This is a genomic window from Sphingomonas sp. H160509 (assembly GCF_024124765.2).
Taxonomy (GTDB): domain Bacteria; phylum Pseudomonadota; class Alphaproteobacteria; order Sphingomonadales; family Sphingomonadaceae; genus Sphingomonas.
The window spans coordinates 40,738-57,505 of record NZ_JAMXSR020000002.1; the positions used below are offsets into that span (position 1 = coordinate 40,738).

The following is a 16,768-nucleotide window of genomic DNA, read 5'->3' on the forward strand; positions in this document are numbered from 1 at the left end:
GCGAACGCTGATCGCCGGACATAAACGAGGATGAACCGGTCCGGCATCACGCGCAAGCTCGTATGGGCCGTGGTAGCGTTATGCGTCTGCGTCCTGATCTTCGCGATCCTCGCATACCGGCCGGCGATCGCAACCGTGACGCGCCCCGATCCTCGTCTCTTCGATCCGGCGCTCGTTGTGCGCGGTGCTAATCTGGCCCGGCTAGGAAATTGCGTCAGTTGCCACCAATCGGCCAGCGGTCGTCCGTATGCAGGCGGGTACCCGGTCAAGACGCCGTTCGGAACGATCTACGGCAGTAACATCACGCCCGACCCGGCGACGGGAATCGGTGCGTGGTCTCCGACCGCATTTCGACGCGCGATGCGTGAAGGCGTCGGGCGTGACGGCAGCCATCTATATCCCGCCTTCCCCTACACCCATTATGCGAACGTGACGGAGAGCGATTTGGGGGCGCTCTACGCGTTCCTGATGACCCGACCGGCCGTGCGTTCGGTGCCGCCGGCCAACACGATGATCCCGCCGCTCGGGTTTCGACCCTTGCTTGCCGGATGGAAGCTGTTGTTCGTCCGACCACAGCGGATCACGCCCGACGCCAACCAGTCGGCCGCCTGGAACCGGGGACGCGACATCGGCGAGACGCTGGCGCACTGCACCGCCTGTCACAGTCCGCGCGGGCTTTTTCAGCAGGAGAAGCGCGGCGCGCAGGCTTATGACGGCGGTTGGTCGGGTGGTTGGTATGCGCCCCCGATCAATGCGCATTCGCCCGCGGTACAGGCCTGGACGGTAGAGCGGCTCGATGCCTATTTTCGCACCGGTCTGAGCACCGCGCACGCCGCCGCAGCCGGCCCGATGGGGTCGGTAACCTATAACCTGGCCCGTGCGGCGCCGACCGACGTTCGTGCGCTGGCGACCTATTATGCGTGGCAGATGCGCGACGCGCCTGCTGCACGGTTAGAGCCGCCGCTGCCCGATCGCCAAGCCTTGGCGTCGCAGGGTCACCCGGACGGCGCGCAGCTCTACGAGGGGGCCTGCGCAGTATGCCACGAGCCGGGCGCGGCGATGATGGTTGCGGGACGTCCAGCCTTGCCGCTCGGCACGCCGCTGCACGAGGACAACCCGCGTGATACGATCCAGATTGTCCTGAAGGGTCTCCATCCGCCCGTCTCCCCACGCGGGCCCTATATGCCGGCGTTCGCCGATGCTCTCGACGACCGGCAGGTGGCGGAAATCGTCGCGTATCTGCAAATGCGCCACGGTACCGGACCGGCGTGGAAGAACCTCGAGAAAGACGTCGCCAAGGCACGCAAGGAGGGAGAATGATCGACCTGACCGTCAACGGCGCAACGACACGCTTGGATATCGATCCCGCGACACCGCTGCTCTACGTGCTGCGCGACGATCTGGGGCTGCATGCTGCGAAGTTCGGGTGCGGGTTGGGGCAGTGCGGCGCGTGCACCGTGCTGGTCGACGACCAGCCGGTGTTCTCCTGCGTCCTCCCCATCGGTGCGATCGGCACGCGAAAAGTCACGACGGTCGAGGGACTGGGCACGGCCGCCAAACCTGGTGACGTCCAGCGCGCCTTTCTCCACGAACAGGCGGCGCAGTGCGGCTATTGCATCCCCGGCATGATGGCGCGTGCGCAAGGACTGCTGCGCAAGACTGTGACGCCGACCGAGGACGAATTGCGGACGGCGATGGCACCTTCGCTCTGTCGGTGTGGGACACACATGCGGATTTTGCGCGCGGTGCGGCGGGCGGCGGTGATGCGCGGCGGCGGCGTGGTCGATGCCGCGGAACCCGTGACGTGAGCAGCGTGGCGTCACGCCGCGACGTACTGGGCGGCTTGCTCGTCGCATTCTCGCTCGCGCCGTCCACCGCGTTGGCGCAGACCGGCGGCGGCGAGGGTAGTGGCGGACCGCCGACAATCGCGCCTGACCTACCGGGGACACTGGCCAAGTTCCCCAATCTCGACGCCTGGATCCGGATCGCACCGGACGGTCGCGTAACCGTGTTCACGGGCAAGGTCGAACTCGGCACCGGTGTGAAGACCGCGATGGCGCAGCTTGCCGCCGACGAACTCGACGTCGCGATCGACCGGATCGACCTCATCACCGCGGACACGGGCCTGACACCGAACGAGGGCGTGACCGCGGGGAGCCAGACGCTCGAACAGAGTGGCACCGCGATCGCCAATGCCGCCGCCAACGTCCGGCTGCTGCTCGCCGAGGCAGCCGCGACGCGGTGGGGCGTGATGGCGACCACGCTGTTCACGCGCGACGGTTTGGTGCTCGGCGGGCAGGGAAAGCGCGCGACCTATGCGGAGTTGGCCGCATCCACCTCGCTCGCAGTGCGCGCAAGGGCGGACGTACCACGCAAGCGTCGGGAGGCTCGGCAGCTGATCGGGCGGCCGGTACCGCGCGTCGACCTGCCAGCCAAGCTGACCGGTTTGCCAAGCTATGTGCATGACATGCGGCTGCCCGGCATGGTGCACGCCCGGGTCCTGCGCGGACCGTCATCCGGCACGCAATTGACGCCCGAACTTTCTGCGCTGCGCCGGCAACCGGGTGTCGCCAGGGTTGTGCAGGTCGGCCGTTTCGCCGCAATCGTCGGGCCGCGCGAATGGCCGCTCGAGCAGGCGCTTCGCGTGGCCAATCGCGGCCGCTGGGTGCGCGATCCGTCGGTGCCGGCGTTGTTCCCGATGCCGGCCGGGCTGCTGGACATGCGACGGGAAAGCCAGGTGATCAACAACCGCCGCGATGACCCGGGAGCGCGTGGCGTCCAGCAGTTGTCGGCACGCTATGACAGGCCCTATCTGATGCATGGCGCGATCGGGCCATCCTGTGCGGTGGCGCTGTTCGCGGAGGACCGGCTTACGGTGTGGACGCATAGTCAAGGCGTCGAGCCGCTTCGTCAGGCGATCGCCGAATTGCTCGCGATCCCGGCCGACCGTGTCCGTTGCGTCCACCGCGAGGGGGCAGGGTGCTACGGGCATAACGGTGCGGACGATGTGGCCGGGGACGCTGCGCTGATCGCCCGCGCGATGCCCGGCGTCCCCGTGCGGCTGCAATGGAGCCGCGAGCAGGAACATGGCTGGGAACCGCTCGGCCCGGCGATGCTCGCGCAGGTCGACGCGACGCTCGATGCATCGGGACGGATCGTCGACTGGCGCCATCAGGTTTGGAGCAATACGCACAGCACGCGACCGGTCGCGGCGGGCGATCTTCTCGCCGGTGCCGAAGTCGTACCGCCGTTCAAGCCGACCCCGCCGAAACCGATCCCGCAGCCCAATGGCGGCGGCGACCGCAACGCCATTCCACTCTATCGTTTTCCTAACCAGACCATCGTCAGCCATTTCCTGCCCGACATGCCGGTGCGTGTCTCGGCGCTCCGGGGGCTCGGCGCACACCTCAACATCTTCGCGCTCGAAAGCTTCATGGACGAGCTGGCGGCGGCAGCGGGCCGTGATCCGGTCGCGTTCCGGCTGGCGCACTTGGAAGATCCGCGCGCGGCTGCTGTGATCCGGCAGGCCGCAGCACGGTTTGGCTGGGCGCGATACCGATCCGCCCCCAATCGTGGGCGAGGCTTTGCCTTTGCCCGCTACAAGAACCACGGGGCCTATTGCGCCATCGCGCTCGACGTCGAGCGTGTTCCCGACGAAGGGCGGCTGATCGTCCACCGCGCAGTCGCTGCCGTGGACAGCGGCGAGGCCGTCAACCCGGATGGCATCCGCAACCAGGTGGAGGGTGGGATCGTCCAGTCGCTGAGCTGGACCGCCTTTGAAGCGGCCGGGCACGACGGGGCGCGCCGGACCGATTACGACTGGAGCACCTATCCGATACTCCGGTTTGCCGATGCGCCACGCAGCGTAACCGTAGAGGTCATCGATCGGCTGGGCACGCCTTTCCTCGGGACCGGTGAATGTGCCCAGGGACCGACCGCGGCTGCGCTGGCGAATGCTCTGGCTTCAGCGACGGGGAGCGGCTGCGAAGTATGCCTTTGATCGGCCGACTGCCGTCGCAAACGTAACCGTTAGACCCTGCACTTCAGCCAAGACTCCATACCTAACGACTTGGGATCGGGTGCCGCTCGACATCGTTACCTCAGAGTGTCGCGAGCGTTCTCTCGCGAGAATAGCTGAAGGGCCGATACCGATGAACGCTGCCGATGTCTTCACGACGCTGGACGTCGAGTTGAAGCCCGATCCGTCGCGCACGGTGATCCGGCCGTTCAGCTTCGGCTATCCGAAAGCGTTCGAGGCGGACCGCCCGCCACGCAGCCAGGTCGTCGTGGACCGCGTCCAGGCGCTGGACGATACGATGCGCCAAAGGATGCGCGACCTGCTGCTGACCCCCATGCGCGAGCGCCATCGCAACGCCGAGCAGGTCCTGCTGCGTCGTTTCGATGAGGTACGGCAGGACATAGGCGATGGCGACTTCAGCGAGGACGAACGGCTGATCATCGGCGCTTATTTCAGCCAGGAATACGCGTTCGAGTCCGCCGCGCTCTTCAACCCCAGCATCGTTTCACTGACCGATGAAGAGCCGTCCGTGCCGGGCGCGGTGCGCTTCGTCATGTCGCTGCGAGGCATCGGCGAGGGTCATATCTCGTCGATCACGTTCCGTACTGGCGAGTGGGGACCGGGCGATCGGCTGGTGATCGATCCGGCCAGCGCACACGGCGTCCCGCCGCGCATCGAGCGGCAGGATGACGGATGGGTCCGCCTGCTCTGCGAAGACAGCCGGGATGCGTCCGAAACCGTCATCTTCCCGGTCTTGCCGAGCCAGCGACAGGGCATCGAGGATCTGCGGCTGGTCAACTTCACCGATCACGACGGGGTCCGCAGCGTCATCGGCACGTACACCGCGTTCGACGGCAAGGACGCGCGCCAGGAAATCCTGCGCGGGGTCGACCTGCGCCGGGTCGAGATGAGGGGCGCTTGCCGGCGCCATGACCGGCTACAAGGGAATGGCGCTGTTCCCTCGGCGGATCGACAACCAGTTCGTGATGCTGGGCCGCCAGGACAGCGAGAATATCTGGCTGCTGCGATCGGACGATCTCTACACGTGGGAAACCGGAACGCCGATCATGGCGCCGAAATATCCCTGGGAGTTCGTGCAGTTGGGCAATTGCGGATCGCCGATCGAGATCGACGAGGGCTGGCTGGTGTTCACGCACGGCGTCGGCATGGTCCGGGGATATTGCATCGGTGCCTGCCTGCTCGACAAGGACGATCCGACGAAGGTGCTTGCCCGCACGGCATCGCCGTTGCTGTTTCCCAGCGCGGAACAACGCGGGGGCTATGTGCCGAACGTAACCTATAGCTGCGGTGCGCTGATCCGGGATCGCCGCATCTTGCTGCCCTACGCGATCGGCGACGAGTATTCGGCGTTTGCCGTGGGAGACGTGGATGACCTGCTGTCCGTGATGACCGACAATTGATCCGGCGTGGCGCAGGCTGGCGTTTTGGGTAGTGGAACCTGGCAAGCTCACCAGCTACGGTTGGGCGACGGATGTCGCATTTCGAAGTTGGTAAGCTGCCATTCCGGGCCCGTCTCCCTGACAGCCGGTCTGATAGCCGAGTATGGATCCTGCCCGTCCTCGGCGTGCAACGGCAGCATGCGCGGTAGACAGGAACGCAGGAAGGAAAGGAGCCATCCGGCTGACACGATTGACCTCCGCATTGCCGGCAAAACCGCTGACACCGATGTGACAAATGCTGCTGACAAGTGAGCAGGCGGTCTCGACGTAGATCGCCATAGCATCGGGGGCAGAGGAATAGCACGGGTCGCCGCCGCGTCCCGGCATGACGGCCGTCGGAATCGCTATCGCCCTGCGTCGCCCTCGGACAGGACATGCCGGGCAAAGTCTCGCCGGATCGCAACCAGCTTGGGGTCGATATAGCGTTGGCAGAATGGTCGGGTCGGATCGGTACGGTAATAGTTGCGGTAGCGCGCTTCCGATGACCGGAACCCAACGAGCGGCAACACCTTCGTCCGCACAGCGCTGTCAACTTCCTGCCTGAGCAGGGTGATCGCCGTAGCCGCCCGATGCCACTGGTCGGCATCCCCAAAATAGACAGCGCTGCGGTAACGCCCGTTCGGCGAATAGCCGCTGTTCGCCGAATGGGTGCGCAGATGGACCTCAATCAGAATGTCGAGCGAAATTATTTCAGGATCGAGATCGGACCATCACTCCTTCGGCCCAGGCATCGTCGGGTGCGGTCGATTGCAGAAAGCCTTGATTGACCTGGGAGACGCCGCGCAGGATTTGAAACACGCCTTCGGTGCACCAATGACACCCGCCGCCGAAGCTCGCCGTTTCCATGCTTACCTTCTCCAACCGGTCAGGCGAGATGCCCTTCCGCTTTCTGCGTTGAATGGCGGCAACGTGTAGCGCTGGTCGGATCGTGGCCTAGCATCGGCCGGGCCGTCTTCCCGACTGGGCTTGTCCGCCGACGGCGCTGACCGATACCGGCCCGATTACACCGGCTAGACAACACCTGAACGAACCGATGGTTTCGAGATAAACTCAAGTCGCTTTGAACGACCAGTTGTGGGTCTACTAGTAAAGGTTTGCTCTTGGCCCATCACCCAACCTGAACGCTCAAGCCGCTTGGAAAATCAATACGGGCGTCCGCATATCAGGTATTATAATCATTATACATTTGGGGCCGGCTGGCGAGTACCGTTCAAGTGCAAGGACTTCGAACCGTGCGCTATCGTATTTGACTCATTGCGGCGGTCCATAGGGGACCGTCGCAAGTAATCATCGACCTTCGACCAAGCGAACAAGCTTGGCGGGATCCTGCCCCGTCGGTAGCGCGGTCGAAGCGCTAAGCCGTGCGGCGGTGTCGTCCCAGCGTAATGTCGCCGACTTGCCGCCGTCCTTTCTGTAGGCGTTGGTGGTGCCATCGTCGTCGTAGAGCGAGAAACTGGTGCTCCGGCCCGGATAGATGCGGATGGACTCTAACGGCTGGCGCGTCGAGGTGCTCGGCACCTGAACGCCGATCGGTAGAATGGATCCGGCGCGGACGAACAGCGGGATCTGATCGACCGGTGCGGCAACATCGATCGTTTGGCCGCCAGTGTACTTTTTCTCAGTCCAAAAATCATACCAGTCGGCACCAAGGGGGAGATAGACCTTTCGGCTGGTAACGCCTTGGTCGGTGACGGGGGCAACGAGGAAGGCGGGGCCGAACATGTACTCGTCGCCCATGTCGGCGACCTTCGGATCGTTCGGGAAATCCATAAACAGCGCGCGCATGAATGGTGCGCCGGTCTGATATGTCGTGTGCCCGAGCGAGTATATGTACGGGATCAGCGAATAACGGAGCTTTAGAAACTTCGCGAGGACGGGTTCGGCGGCGGCGCCGTAATCCCAGAGTGCCGTGCCGGGACGCTGGCCATGGATACGCAGTGTCGGGGGTGAAGCTGTTATAGGCGAACCAGCGGGTGAAAAGCTCTGGGTAATCGGCATAGCTCGGTGACATTGCGGCCGCGCCGGCAGGGTCGAGGAGCACGGGGTTCAACGCCTTGGGGCCGTTCGGATACTGCCAACCGCCGGTGTCGCTGCTCCAATAGGCCATGCCGGTTGCGGTGAAGCCGAGGCCCGCAGGGACTTGGCGACGCAAGGCTTCCCAAGTCGACTGAATGTCCGACGACCAGAACAACGCGCCGTTGCGCTGCGTACCGAGATAGGCGGCGCGTGACAGGATCAGATTACGGAAATCAGGTCGGTCGCGTGCCGAGCCGTCGGCGACCCCCGTAGTATGCACGAGCGGGTAGAGGTTATGATAGCGGTCACCCGATCCGATCGAGTAGAAATGGCCGTCCGGCACTAGATCCGGCTCGGTCTCGTCGAGCCAGAACCAGTCGAAGCCTTGGCTGGCGATGTTGTCGCGGATCTTACCCCAGAACCATTCGCGCGCGTCCGGGTTGGTCAGAATCGAGCAGGCCGCCGGTACGGTCGGAGCGGATCGGCAGCCCGTCGACCACGCCGCCGTCCTTTTCGTGAAGCATCCAGCCTTTAGTCGCTAGCATGTCGTAATAGCGCGACTCCCGCTCGAACCGCGGCCAGACGCTGATGATCGAGCGCATGCCGAGGCCCTTGAGCGTGTCGTTCATGCCCTTGGGATCGGGGAAATAGCTGCGGTCGATGTCCAGCTGCCCCATCCGCGACCAGTAGAACCAGTCGAGCACCATCACGTCGAGCGGCAGGTTGCGCTTGCGATACCCTTCCGCGACGGCGAGCAGCTCAGCCTGTGTCTCGTAGCGCGCCTTGGACTGGATCAGTCCGAAGGCGGCCTTGGGGGGCAGGGGAGTGGCGCCGGTGAGCTTCGCGTAACCCGCATAGATCTCGTCGGTGGTCGCGCCGCTGATGACGAAGAACGAGACGCGCTCCCCGACGTTAGACTGCCAGTGCGTCGAATTGTGCAGCCCCGGCGACACCGTCGTCGCCGACGGATTATCCCAGACGATGCCATAGCCCTTGTTGGTAACCATAAACGGCACGCAGAGCGTCTCGCCGGCGGGGGCATCGTAATTGTGACGGCAGTCGATCGTGCGCCCCTTTAGATCGAGCTTGCCTTCCTGGTTCTGGCCAAGGCCGTAATAATGCTCGTCGGGATGCACCGCGAAGCTGGCGCCGACGCGGAACGTCTTTTCGCCGTTGATGGTCTGCGGCGCCATTTCCCAGCCGGTCATCTCGGCGAGCGCGCTGCCGTCGGCGCGCTTGAACGTGATCCCGACGCCCGGCAGCGAGGGCGCGAAATAGCGTTCCATCTGGCTGGGTGCCTTAGGCCAAGGCTTGGCATCGACCGTGATCGACAGCGCGGAAGAAGCTAAAACGTCGCCGCTGGCATCGGTGCGGTGGCTCCAACCGGTCGCGTCGGGCTTGGCGTTAGGGCCAGGCCCGGGTGCGGCCGTCACCTCGTCACGGTCGAGCGCGATCGTGACCCGGACGATATTAGGCGCATAGGGTTCGATCGCGACCAAGCTTCCATTGCGGTCGACGGTAGCGAGCGGCTTGGCGAGCGCGGGTGCGGCAAACGCGACCAGCGAGGCGCCGGTGGCGAGCAGCAGCGCGCGACGGATGGACGGACAGCTCATTATCTCTCTCCCGGACGTGGCGCGGTTGTCCGCTTCACAATTTCACTTATGATATCCTTGTTCATCAGCGCAAGTCATGCTTGATCATACAAATAACATCGGGACCAGAGGGTATCCGTCCGGAGAGGAACATCATGCGTATCGCACTTGCAACCTTGGCCCTGCTCGCTTCCGGCACGGCGTTCGCCCAATCGACGCCGATCCCAAAGATCGAGACGCGCGACGGGCGCCACGCGTTGATCGTCGATGGCGCGCCGTTCTTGATGCTCGGCGCACAAGCGAACAATTCAAGCAACTATGTATCGCAGTTGCCCGCGGTGTGGCCAATGCTCGACCGGATGCACGCTAACACGCTGGAGATGCCGGTCGCGTGGCAGCAGATCGAACCGATCGAAGGCAAGTTCGACTTCACATTCGTGCAAACGCTGCTCGACCAGGCGCGTACGCACGATAAGCGCGTCGTCCTGCTCTGGTTCGGCACGTGGAAGAACACGTCGTTCGCCTATACGCCCGACTGGGTAAAGCTCGACAATGTGCGCTTCCCCCGGATGAAGACGCGCGATGGCAAGGATCATGGCGTGCTCTCAGCGATGTTCCCCGCGACGATGGAGGCGGATAAAAGGGCGTTCGTTGCGCTGATGACGTACCTCAAGGCGCATGATCCACAGAACACTGTGATTATGGTCCAGCCCGAGAACGAGACAGGCAGTTATAGTAACCCGCGCGATTATGGCGCGAAGGCGAATGCGCTGTTCAATCAGGCAGTGCCAGCGTCCTTGACAAGGGCGCTTGGCAAAAAGCCCGGCACGTGGGGCGCGGTATTCGGCGCGCAGGCCGATCGGGCGTTCAACACATGGCACGTTGCGCGCTTCGTCGACGCGATCGCCGCGGCGGGCAAGGCGATCAAGCCCCTACCGATGTATGTAAATGCATCGCTTGCCGGACCCTCAAACGTGCCCGATCCCAACGGCGTTGCGAGCGGCGGGCCGCAGCAGGACGTGCTTGACATCTGGAAGGCGGCAGCGCCGTCGATCGATGCTGCAGCGCCCGACATTTACGACCGCAAGGCGAGCAACGTCGTTGCATATCTCGGAGCCTATACGCGGCCGGACAACGCTTTGCTGGTGCCCGAGATCGGCAATGCGACCGACTTCGCACGGTTCTTCTGGCTGGCGCTGGGGCGCGGCGCCGTCGGCTATGCACCGTTCGGCATGGATGACACCGGGTACTCAAACTATCCGCTCGGCGCAAAGATGCTGGACGACGAGACGGTAGGGGCAATCGGCGGCAAATACGCATTGTTCGCACCAATAGCGCGCGAATGGGCGAAAGTAGCGCTCACGTGTCCGACCTGGGGCGTTGCCAAGGGCGACGACGGCGCGGCGCAGTCGACGGTGATGGGCGACTGGTCGATTACGGCGAGCTTCGGCCAGTGGCAGTTTGGGCAGAAGGAATGGACTTGGATCAAGTCGGATAAGCCGGGCTGGGCGGACCAGCCGGTCGGCGGCGCGGTGGTGGCGCAACTGTCACCCAACGAATTTCTGGTCGCAGGCGATTATGTGCGACTGAACTTCGGCATGACGTCGAGCGGGCCGGCCAAGGGAATGATGGTGCGAGTCGAGGAGGGGACGCTGACCGGCGGCCGCTGGACAACGACAGCGGTGTGGAATGGGGACCAAACAGATTATGGCCTCAACATCATCAACCGACCGCTGCTGCTCAAAGTGACGATGGGAGTGTATAAGTAGGCGTCGCCTTGTTGCCCCTGACTTCCCGGCAAGCGCCGCGCTAGCCGGGATGGTGTCTCGGCCAGACCGATATATCGTCAACTGAACCCCCGCCCTCCGCCAGATGGCGTTAAATCATACCAATTCGCGGCCTTCGATGTGCACCGCTCGATTTCGCCGCGCGCTCGGCCGGTGGCAAAGCTCGAGGCGGCGGTGCCAGCGAGGACGCCGCGGCGGTCATACGTCATTTGCCGGTTCCCAGTGTCTTGGCGATCGCAGCCAGCGCGAGGGGGTTTCATGATAGCGTAGCCGGCGGGAGTCGGGTGGACGCCGTCGCTCGATAGACCGGGTTTCATGCCACCCTCGGGCGTGGTCAACGCTGTGTAATAGTCGACATACGTGTAGCCGTGCGTCTTCGCGTAGCCCCGTATCCAGGCGTTAAGTTCGACGATCTGCGGCGAGGGACGCTTCGACGGGTTCCACGGGAAGGCGCTGGCGGGCGGGGTCGAAGCCAAAATTACCTTGATACCGTTTGCGTGAGCGAGTTCGGCCATACTGGCGATGTTACCCTCAACGGTCGCCATCGTCGCGGCGCCCGTATTACCCGCGATGTCGTTGGTGCCAGCCATGATGTGTACCGCCTTGGGGTGAAGCAGGACTACGTCGTTGCGGAAACGGATCAACATCTGCGGCGTGGTCTGGCCGCTGATTCCACGGTCGAGAAGGCCGTTTGCGAACAGCGACGCGTCCGCGCCGATCCAGTTGTCAGTGATCGAATCGCCCAGAAAGACGACGCGCGCAGGTGTCTTCAGCGCGGCGTTCTGCGCGGCGTAGCGGCAGATCTGACCATAATCGCGCGTCAGCATGTGCAGATTATACATCTGGTAGCTGTCGGTTGGCTTAGGATGAGTAGGACACGGGTCGGCTACGATGCCTACGGCGTCATCGGCGTAGGGGTCGCCGGGGATTATAGTCTGTGCAGAGGCAGGCGCTGAGAGTAGGAGGGCGGCAAGTAGAGCTGCGAGACTTTGGTGGGGCATATCAGTTCCTTGCAAGTGCAGAGGCGATCGCGCGGGCGGCGATCGGAGTCATGCGGGCATAGCCGATGTCGAGGGGGTGTACGCCGTCGGTGGTGTAGGCGTGGCCAAGCAGGCCGTTGTCGTCGACCAGTACATCATAGTAGTCGGCATAGGCATAGCCGCGCCTTGCACAGAACGCGCGGAGCCAGGCGTTGAGGACGCGGAGTTCGTCGGGTTTCCGCTCCTTGACGACATCGCGTGCGGCTTCGGTATAGTTGTTTACCGGGAGCAGTGATCCAAACACGACTTTGATGTGATGCACGTCGGCTAGGTCGGCCATGGCTTCCCAGTTGGTTTCGATCTGCTCGGGGGCTTCTTGTTGCAGGAAGCCCTGCACGTCGTTGACGCCAGCGAGGATCACCACTGCCTGTGGGTCGAGCGCGATCACGTCTTCGTGGAAGCGGAGAACCATCTGCGCGGTGACCTGGCTGCCAATTCCACGGTTGATATAGGGTTGGCCAGGGAAGCTGACGGTAAGATTCCAGCGGTCGGTGATGGAGTCGCCGAGAAATACGACGCGGCGCTCGCCGGGTTTGCGGGCCGGAAGGGCGGCATTGGCCTTTTGATAGATGTAGCGTTCGCCGAAATCCTGCATCAAGCTCGGCACCAGTTTTGCGCGGAATGGGCCGAGCCAGCGTCCCCAGTCCTTTTCCACGACCGTCCTGCGCTCGGGTGAGCTTTGATAATTTTGTGCGCTGGCCGCGCCAGAAAGGAGCGCTAGGATGAGGAACGCCGCGTTCATGGAAGTGTGCCGTGATGCGTCGCGAAGGTTGCGAACAGACCGGGTCACGTCAATGTCCAGCGATCGACGGTCCGCGCATGATCGAGGCGCATGCTCTTCATGTTAGCGGCGTCCGCAGGCGCGTACACCATCTCTGTCTGGTGGATTGCGCACACGCTTGCGGCGCCTCTGCGTGGAACAGGATCATGGGATGAGGTCATGCGGATGAAACTTCTTGGCGATCAGCGCCGACGCGATCGTGCACCACGGGAGTGAGCTGTTCGGCTATTGTGGCTGCGGCCTCGCGCAGGACGGTCTTGGAGGCGTCAAGCGTCACGCGAGTAGCGGGACCATCGACGAACGGCATAGTCAAAGCGGCACGCGCGATTCCTGCAGCGAGGATAGGTACCGATAGGTCGGTGATGCCGTTCAGTACCGGGCTAGGACTCGTGCCGCAACCATTGGCGGCGAGTTCGCTGAGCTTTGCCGCAAGCCCGGCTTCTTCGATCTTGACGCCGGTCTGGCGAATGTCGTCCAGCATCGCCCGCCTCGTCTCGATGGTCTGGAAGGCGAGCAGGACACGTCCTGAAGCCGAGTTGTGAAGAGGGCGTCGATATCCCACGCGCACTGCGAACCCGGAGAGGCCTGGTGCCTCCATCCCGGCGATGACGACCATTTCAGCGCCGGATACGACGGCCAGATGGCAACTTTGCCCGGTTTTGCGAGCGACATCGCGCATCAATGGTAGCGCGGTCGAGACGAGATCCCGGACAGGCGGTTGGCCCATGCTGAGCGCGAACAACCGGTCCGTCAGCCGGTAGCCGTCGTCACCGCGCGCGATGTAGCGATACTCCTCGAGCACCTGAAGCATCCGAAAGATTTCGCTCACCGATCGACCGAGTGCGGTCGATATATCTGACATCATTAGCGGAGCGCTGGCCGAGGCGAGCAACTCAAGGATTTCGAGCCCCTTGACCAGCGCGGGCGCCTGGTAACGCGATTTGCTCTCCATACCTCTCCTTCACGGACTGTCGCGTGCCGCTTCTACGGCAGCGCCGTTTCCACCGCAAAGTACGAGGAAATAATTACGCATGAAACCCACTTTTATATATCATACTTATTCGCTTGAAGATAAAGACTGGGGCTAGGGTCCCGTTAGAGGCCGCCAAGTCAGGAGAGTGAGACGATGACCTCAGCTAAGACCCCGCGCGCTAGTCGCAACCAGCTGCACGCCGGCACCTCGGCGCTTGCGCTTCTCATGATCTGGGCGAGCCCCGTCGCGGCGCAATCCACGGTCAATCCGCAGGACGCAGCAGCGCAGAGTGGGACTGTCTCGCCGAGCGGCGATCAAGGCGTTGCCGATCCGCAGTCGACCGGCAGTGGTCCCGCCGACGGGGACATCGTCGTCACCGGCGTTCGCGCCAGCCTGTCGAGCGCGCAGGCGATCAAACGCAACGCCGACCAGATTGTGGATTCGATCGTCGCGGAAGACATTGGCAAGCTGCCCGACCGAAACGTTGCCGAAGCACTGCAGCGCATTACCGGCGTGCAGATCCAGCGTAGCTTCGGCGAGGGAAGCCAGGTCGCCATCCGTGGGCTTAGCCAGGTCCGTACTGAGATAAACGGCCGCGACGTGTTCACTGCCAATGGCGGTCGCAACCTGAGCCTAGAGGACGTGCCGTCCGAACTGCTGGCCGGCGTCGACGTCTACAAGAACCCGTCGGCCGAACAGATCGAAGGCGGTCTGGGCGGCCTGATCAACTTGCGCACGCGCAAACCGTTCGACTTCGACGGCTTCAAGGCATCGATCAGTGGCAGCTCGAACTATTACGACCTGTACAGCACGACCAAGCCCCAAGCTAACCTGTTGCTGTCCGATCGTTGGAGTACAGGCATAGGCGAGATAGGCGTCCTCGTTGACCTCGCGTATCAGCAAACCGCGTTCCGCCAGGACCAGATTTCCAGCCAGCCCTTCTACCTCCTCAACGAGGCGCGCAACGCGAACGGCACGTTCGTCAATCCGCTCGACGCTGCGACTGCTGCTGGCCTCGGGCGCACCGGTACACCGACCTATCTGTCGCACGGTGTCGGCATTGGCGAGTATCTGGGTGACCGACGACGCCTCGGTACTGACATCGCGGTGCAATGGAAGCCAACCGACCGCCTGTTGCTCACCGGCGAGTACATCCGTTCGGACTTCAAGTTTCGTTACGGCGACTACAGTTATTTCGCGTATACGGGCGACAATCCGATCACCCCGGACTTTACCAAGCCGTTCACCTTCGACAAGGACGGCAACTTTACTAGTGGCACCTTTGCCGACGTGCCGACCAACGCCAACACCAGTCTCGAGACGCGCCATTCAGTCACCAGCGACTACTCGCTGAACGCCAAGTGGAACCCGACCGACCGACTGACGGTCAACGCCGATGCGCAATACGTCCGCGGCGTCACAGATGGCACGCGATCGATCGTGATCCTGAGTTCGACCGCCGAGCGGCTATACGAGGCCACCGGCAAGGGCGTAGTGCCGACCTTCCAGATCTCGCCGGACGGCAACGCCGCCAACGGCAACGGGTCGACCGTCGATCCGTCCAACTACGCTTCGGGCGGCGGCTACCTCGACCATATCGAGCATTCAATCGGCACCGAGAAGGCGGGTCGCCTCGATGCAACCTACAAGTTCGATGGCTTCCTCAAGTCGATCAGCGGCGGTCTGCGCTACACGGATCGTTCGGCTGTTACCGACAGCAGCGGTTATGCGTATTACGGGCTCAACCGTCCGCTCGCACCAGATCTGTACGAAGTGCGACCGTTCGCGGGTAGCCTGTATCGCGGCTATCAAGGCGTGCCGGCGGGCGCAGTGTTCTTCAGCCGCAACACCGTGCTTGATTATGATGCGACACGGGCGGCGCTCGCCCCCTATGTCGACCCATCGCAGACGGCCGCGCTACTCCAGGGCGTCGGTTATCTGCCGAGTGATCGCAACACGCAGAGCGAGAAGACCTATACCGCTTACGGCGTCGCCAAATTCGGTGTTTCAGCCTTCGCGGTTCCGATCGACGGCAATATCGGCCTGCGGGTAGTCAAGACTAAAGTCGGTACTTCGGGTTTTGAAAGCCGCTCGGCGCAGGTGCAGACCGGCACTGACGCGACTACCGGCCAGCCGATCTTCGGCAACGGGCCCGTCGCGTTCGTGCCGATCAGCGTGAATTCGAATTATACCAAGTTCCTGCCCAGCGTGAACCTGACATTCCATTTCACCGACAGGCTCCAGTTGCGTCTCGCGGCATCGAAGGGGCTGACGCGTCCCGACTTCTCGCAACTCAACCCGAACATCGCGATCAATGAATTCGTTGCGACCGGCGGTCAGCGGACCGGAAGCTCGGGCAATGCGAACCTGCGCCCGCTTACTGCCTACCAAGCCGACGCTTCGCTCGAATTTTATGTGTCGAAGAGCACGTCGATCTACGCGGCAGGGTTCTACAAAAAGGTCGACGGCTTTATCGCCAACGTCACTGCGCCAGAGACGTACACCTTTGGCGCCAACACCTACATCTATCAGATTACGCGTCCGCTGAACGGCGACAACGGTACGATCAAGGGCTTCGAGGTCGGTGGCAACACCTTCTTCGATTTCCTGCCGGGTTGGCTTTCGGGTTTCGGCACGCAGGCAAACTTCACGTTCGTCGACAGCAAGGCGCCCAGCCCTGGCGCGCGAGACACGTCGGGCAACCAGTTGCTGGTGCCGCTCGAGAAGCTGTCCAAGTACAGCTACAACCTGATTGGATTTTACGACCAGGGTGCTCTGTCAGCACGTGTCGCGTACAACTGGCGGAGCAAATTTGTGGACACAACGGCGGGTAATGGCACCGGCAATTTGCCCATCTTCAACGCTGCGCGCGGGCAACTTGATGCTTCTGTGACATATACAGTCGCACCGCACTTCGCGCTGACCGTCGACGGCACCAACCTGACCGATACTGAGAACCGTACCTATTACGGCTTGCCCAGCCGCCCGCAGTCGTCAGTTCTCAACGATCGCCGCATCAGCGTTACGGCGCGACTGACCTACTGATCAGCTGCGTTTGCGCGTAGAATGCTCCCATCGGTGAACTGGGTTCGTACGAGATA

At 62.9% G+C, this 16,768-nt stretch carries 10 protein-coding genes and 2 pseudogenes; 6 read left to right on the forward strand and 6 right to left on the reverse strand.

The window, feature by feature from the left end; translation table 11 throughout:
- Positions 1 to 30: 30 nt before the first annotated feature.
- The 4 genes and pseudogenes from NHF48_RS01805 to NHF48_RS01820 all read left to right on the forward strand — a co-directional run bounded on the left by NHF48_RS01805 (position 31) and on the right by NHF48_RS01820 (position 5,439).
- Positions 31 to 1,320, forward strand: a complete 1,290-nt coding sequence (locus NHF48_RS01805) for a cytochrome c (protein ID WP_253069995.1) — start codon at positions 31 to 33, stop codon at positions 1,318 to 1,320.
- Positions 1,317 to 1,808, forward strand: coding sequence for a (2Fe-2S)-binding protein (locus NHF48_RS01810; RefSeq protein WP_253069996.1), 492 nt, complete (start codon positions 1,317 to 1,319; stop codon positions 1,806 to 1,808). Before NHF48_RS01805 ends, NHF48_RS01810 begins: the two co-directional genes overlap by 4 nt.
- Complete coding sequence (locus NHF48_RS01815; RefSeq protein ID WP_263816624.1) at positions 1,805 to 4,000, forward strand: molybdopterin cofactor-binding domain-containing protein; 2,196 nt, start codon at positions 1,805 to 1,807, stop codon at positions 3,998 to 4,000. Before NHF48_RS01810 ends, NHF48_RS01815 begins: the two co-directional genes overlap by 4 nt.
- Before the next feature lie 151 nt (positions 4,001 to 4,151).
- Positions 4,152 to 5,439: pseudogene (locus NHF48_RS01820) on the forward strand (glycoside hydrolase family 130 protein).
- Between the two features lie 383 nt (positions 5,440 to 5,822).
- Here NHF48_RS01820 and NHF48_RS01825 read toward each other — a convergent pair.
- The 3 genes and pseudogenes from NHF48_RS01825 to NHF48_RS01835 all read right to left on the reverse strand — a co-directional run bounded on the left by NHF48_RS01825 (position 5,823) and on the right by NHF48_RS01835 (position 9,107).
- Positions 5,823 to 6,167 (reverse strand): peptide-methionine (S)-S-oxide reductase, encoded by a 345-nt coding sequence (locus NHF48_RS01825; protein WP_342454712.1) that lies wholly within the window; start codon positions 6,165 to 6,167, stop codon positions 5,823 to 5,825.
- 1 nt (position 6,168) lies between these two features.
- Positions 6,169 to 6,324 carry a peptide-methionine (S)-S-oxide reductase gene (locus NHF48_RS01830; RefSeq protein ID WP_253069998.1) on the reverse strand — a complete coding sequence of 52 codons (156 nt, stop codon included), beginning with the start codon at positions 6,322 to 6,324 and terminating at the stop codon, positions 6,169 to 6,171.
- A 441-nt stretch (positions 6,325 to 6,765) separates the two neighbouring features.
- A pseudogene (locus NHF48_RS01835) lies at positions 6,766 to 9,107 on the reverse strand (glycoside hydrolase family 31 protein).
- A gap of 134 nt (positions 9,108 to 9,241) precedes the next feature.
- On the opposite strand from NHF48_RS01835, the gene NHF48_RS01840 reads away from it, so the two are divergent.
- Entirely contained in the window at positions 9,242 to 10,855 is a 1,614-nt protein-coding gene (locus NHF48_RS01840) for a DUF5597 domain-containing protein (RefSeq protein WP_253069999.1), read from the forward strand.
- 77 nt (positions 10,856 to 10,932) lie between these two features.
- Here the strand turns inward: NHF48_RS01840 and NHF48_RS01845 are convergent, their stop codons facing one another.
- The 3 genes from NHF48_RS01845 to NHF48_RS01855 all read right to left on the reverse strand — a co-directional run bounded on the left by NHF48_RS01845 (position 10,933) and on the right by NHF48_RS01855 (position 13,646).
- Positions 10,933 to 11,715, reverse strand: a complete 783-nt coding sequence (locus NHF48_RS01845; RefSeq protein ID WP_253070000.1) for an SGNH/GDSL hydrolase family protein — start codon at positions 11,713 to 11,715, stop codon at positions 10,933 to 10,935.
- Positions 11,716 to 11,875: 160 nt separating this feature from the next.
- Positions 11,876 to 12,655: a GDSL-type esterase/lipase family protein gene (locus NHF48_RS01850; RefSeq protein WP_253070001.1), complete on the reverse strand. Its 780-nt coding sequence runs from the start codon at positions 12,653 to 12,655 to the stop codon at positions 11,876 to 11,878.
- 196 nt (positions 12,656 to 12,851) lie between these two features.
- Entirely contained in the window at positions 12,852 to 13,646 is a 795-nt protein-coding gene (locus tag NHF48_RS01855; protein WP_253070002.1) for an IclR family transcriptional regulator, read from the reverse strand.
- A 174-nt stretch (positions 13,647 to 13,820) separates the two neighbouring features.
- On the opposite strand from NHF48_RS01855, the gene NHF48_RS01860 reads away from it, so the two are divergent.
- On the forward strand, positions 13,821 to 16,712 hold the full coding sequence (locus NHF48_RS01860; protein ID WP_253070003.1) for a TonB-dependent receptor: 2,892 nt from the start codon (positions 13,821 to 13,823) through the stop codon (positions 16,710 to 16,712).
- Positions 16,713 to 16,768 lie beyond the last annotated feature (56 nt).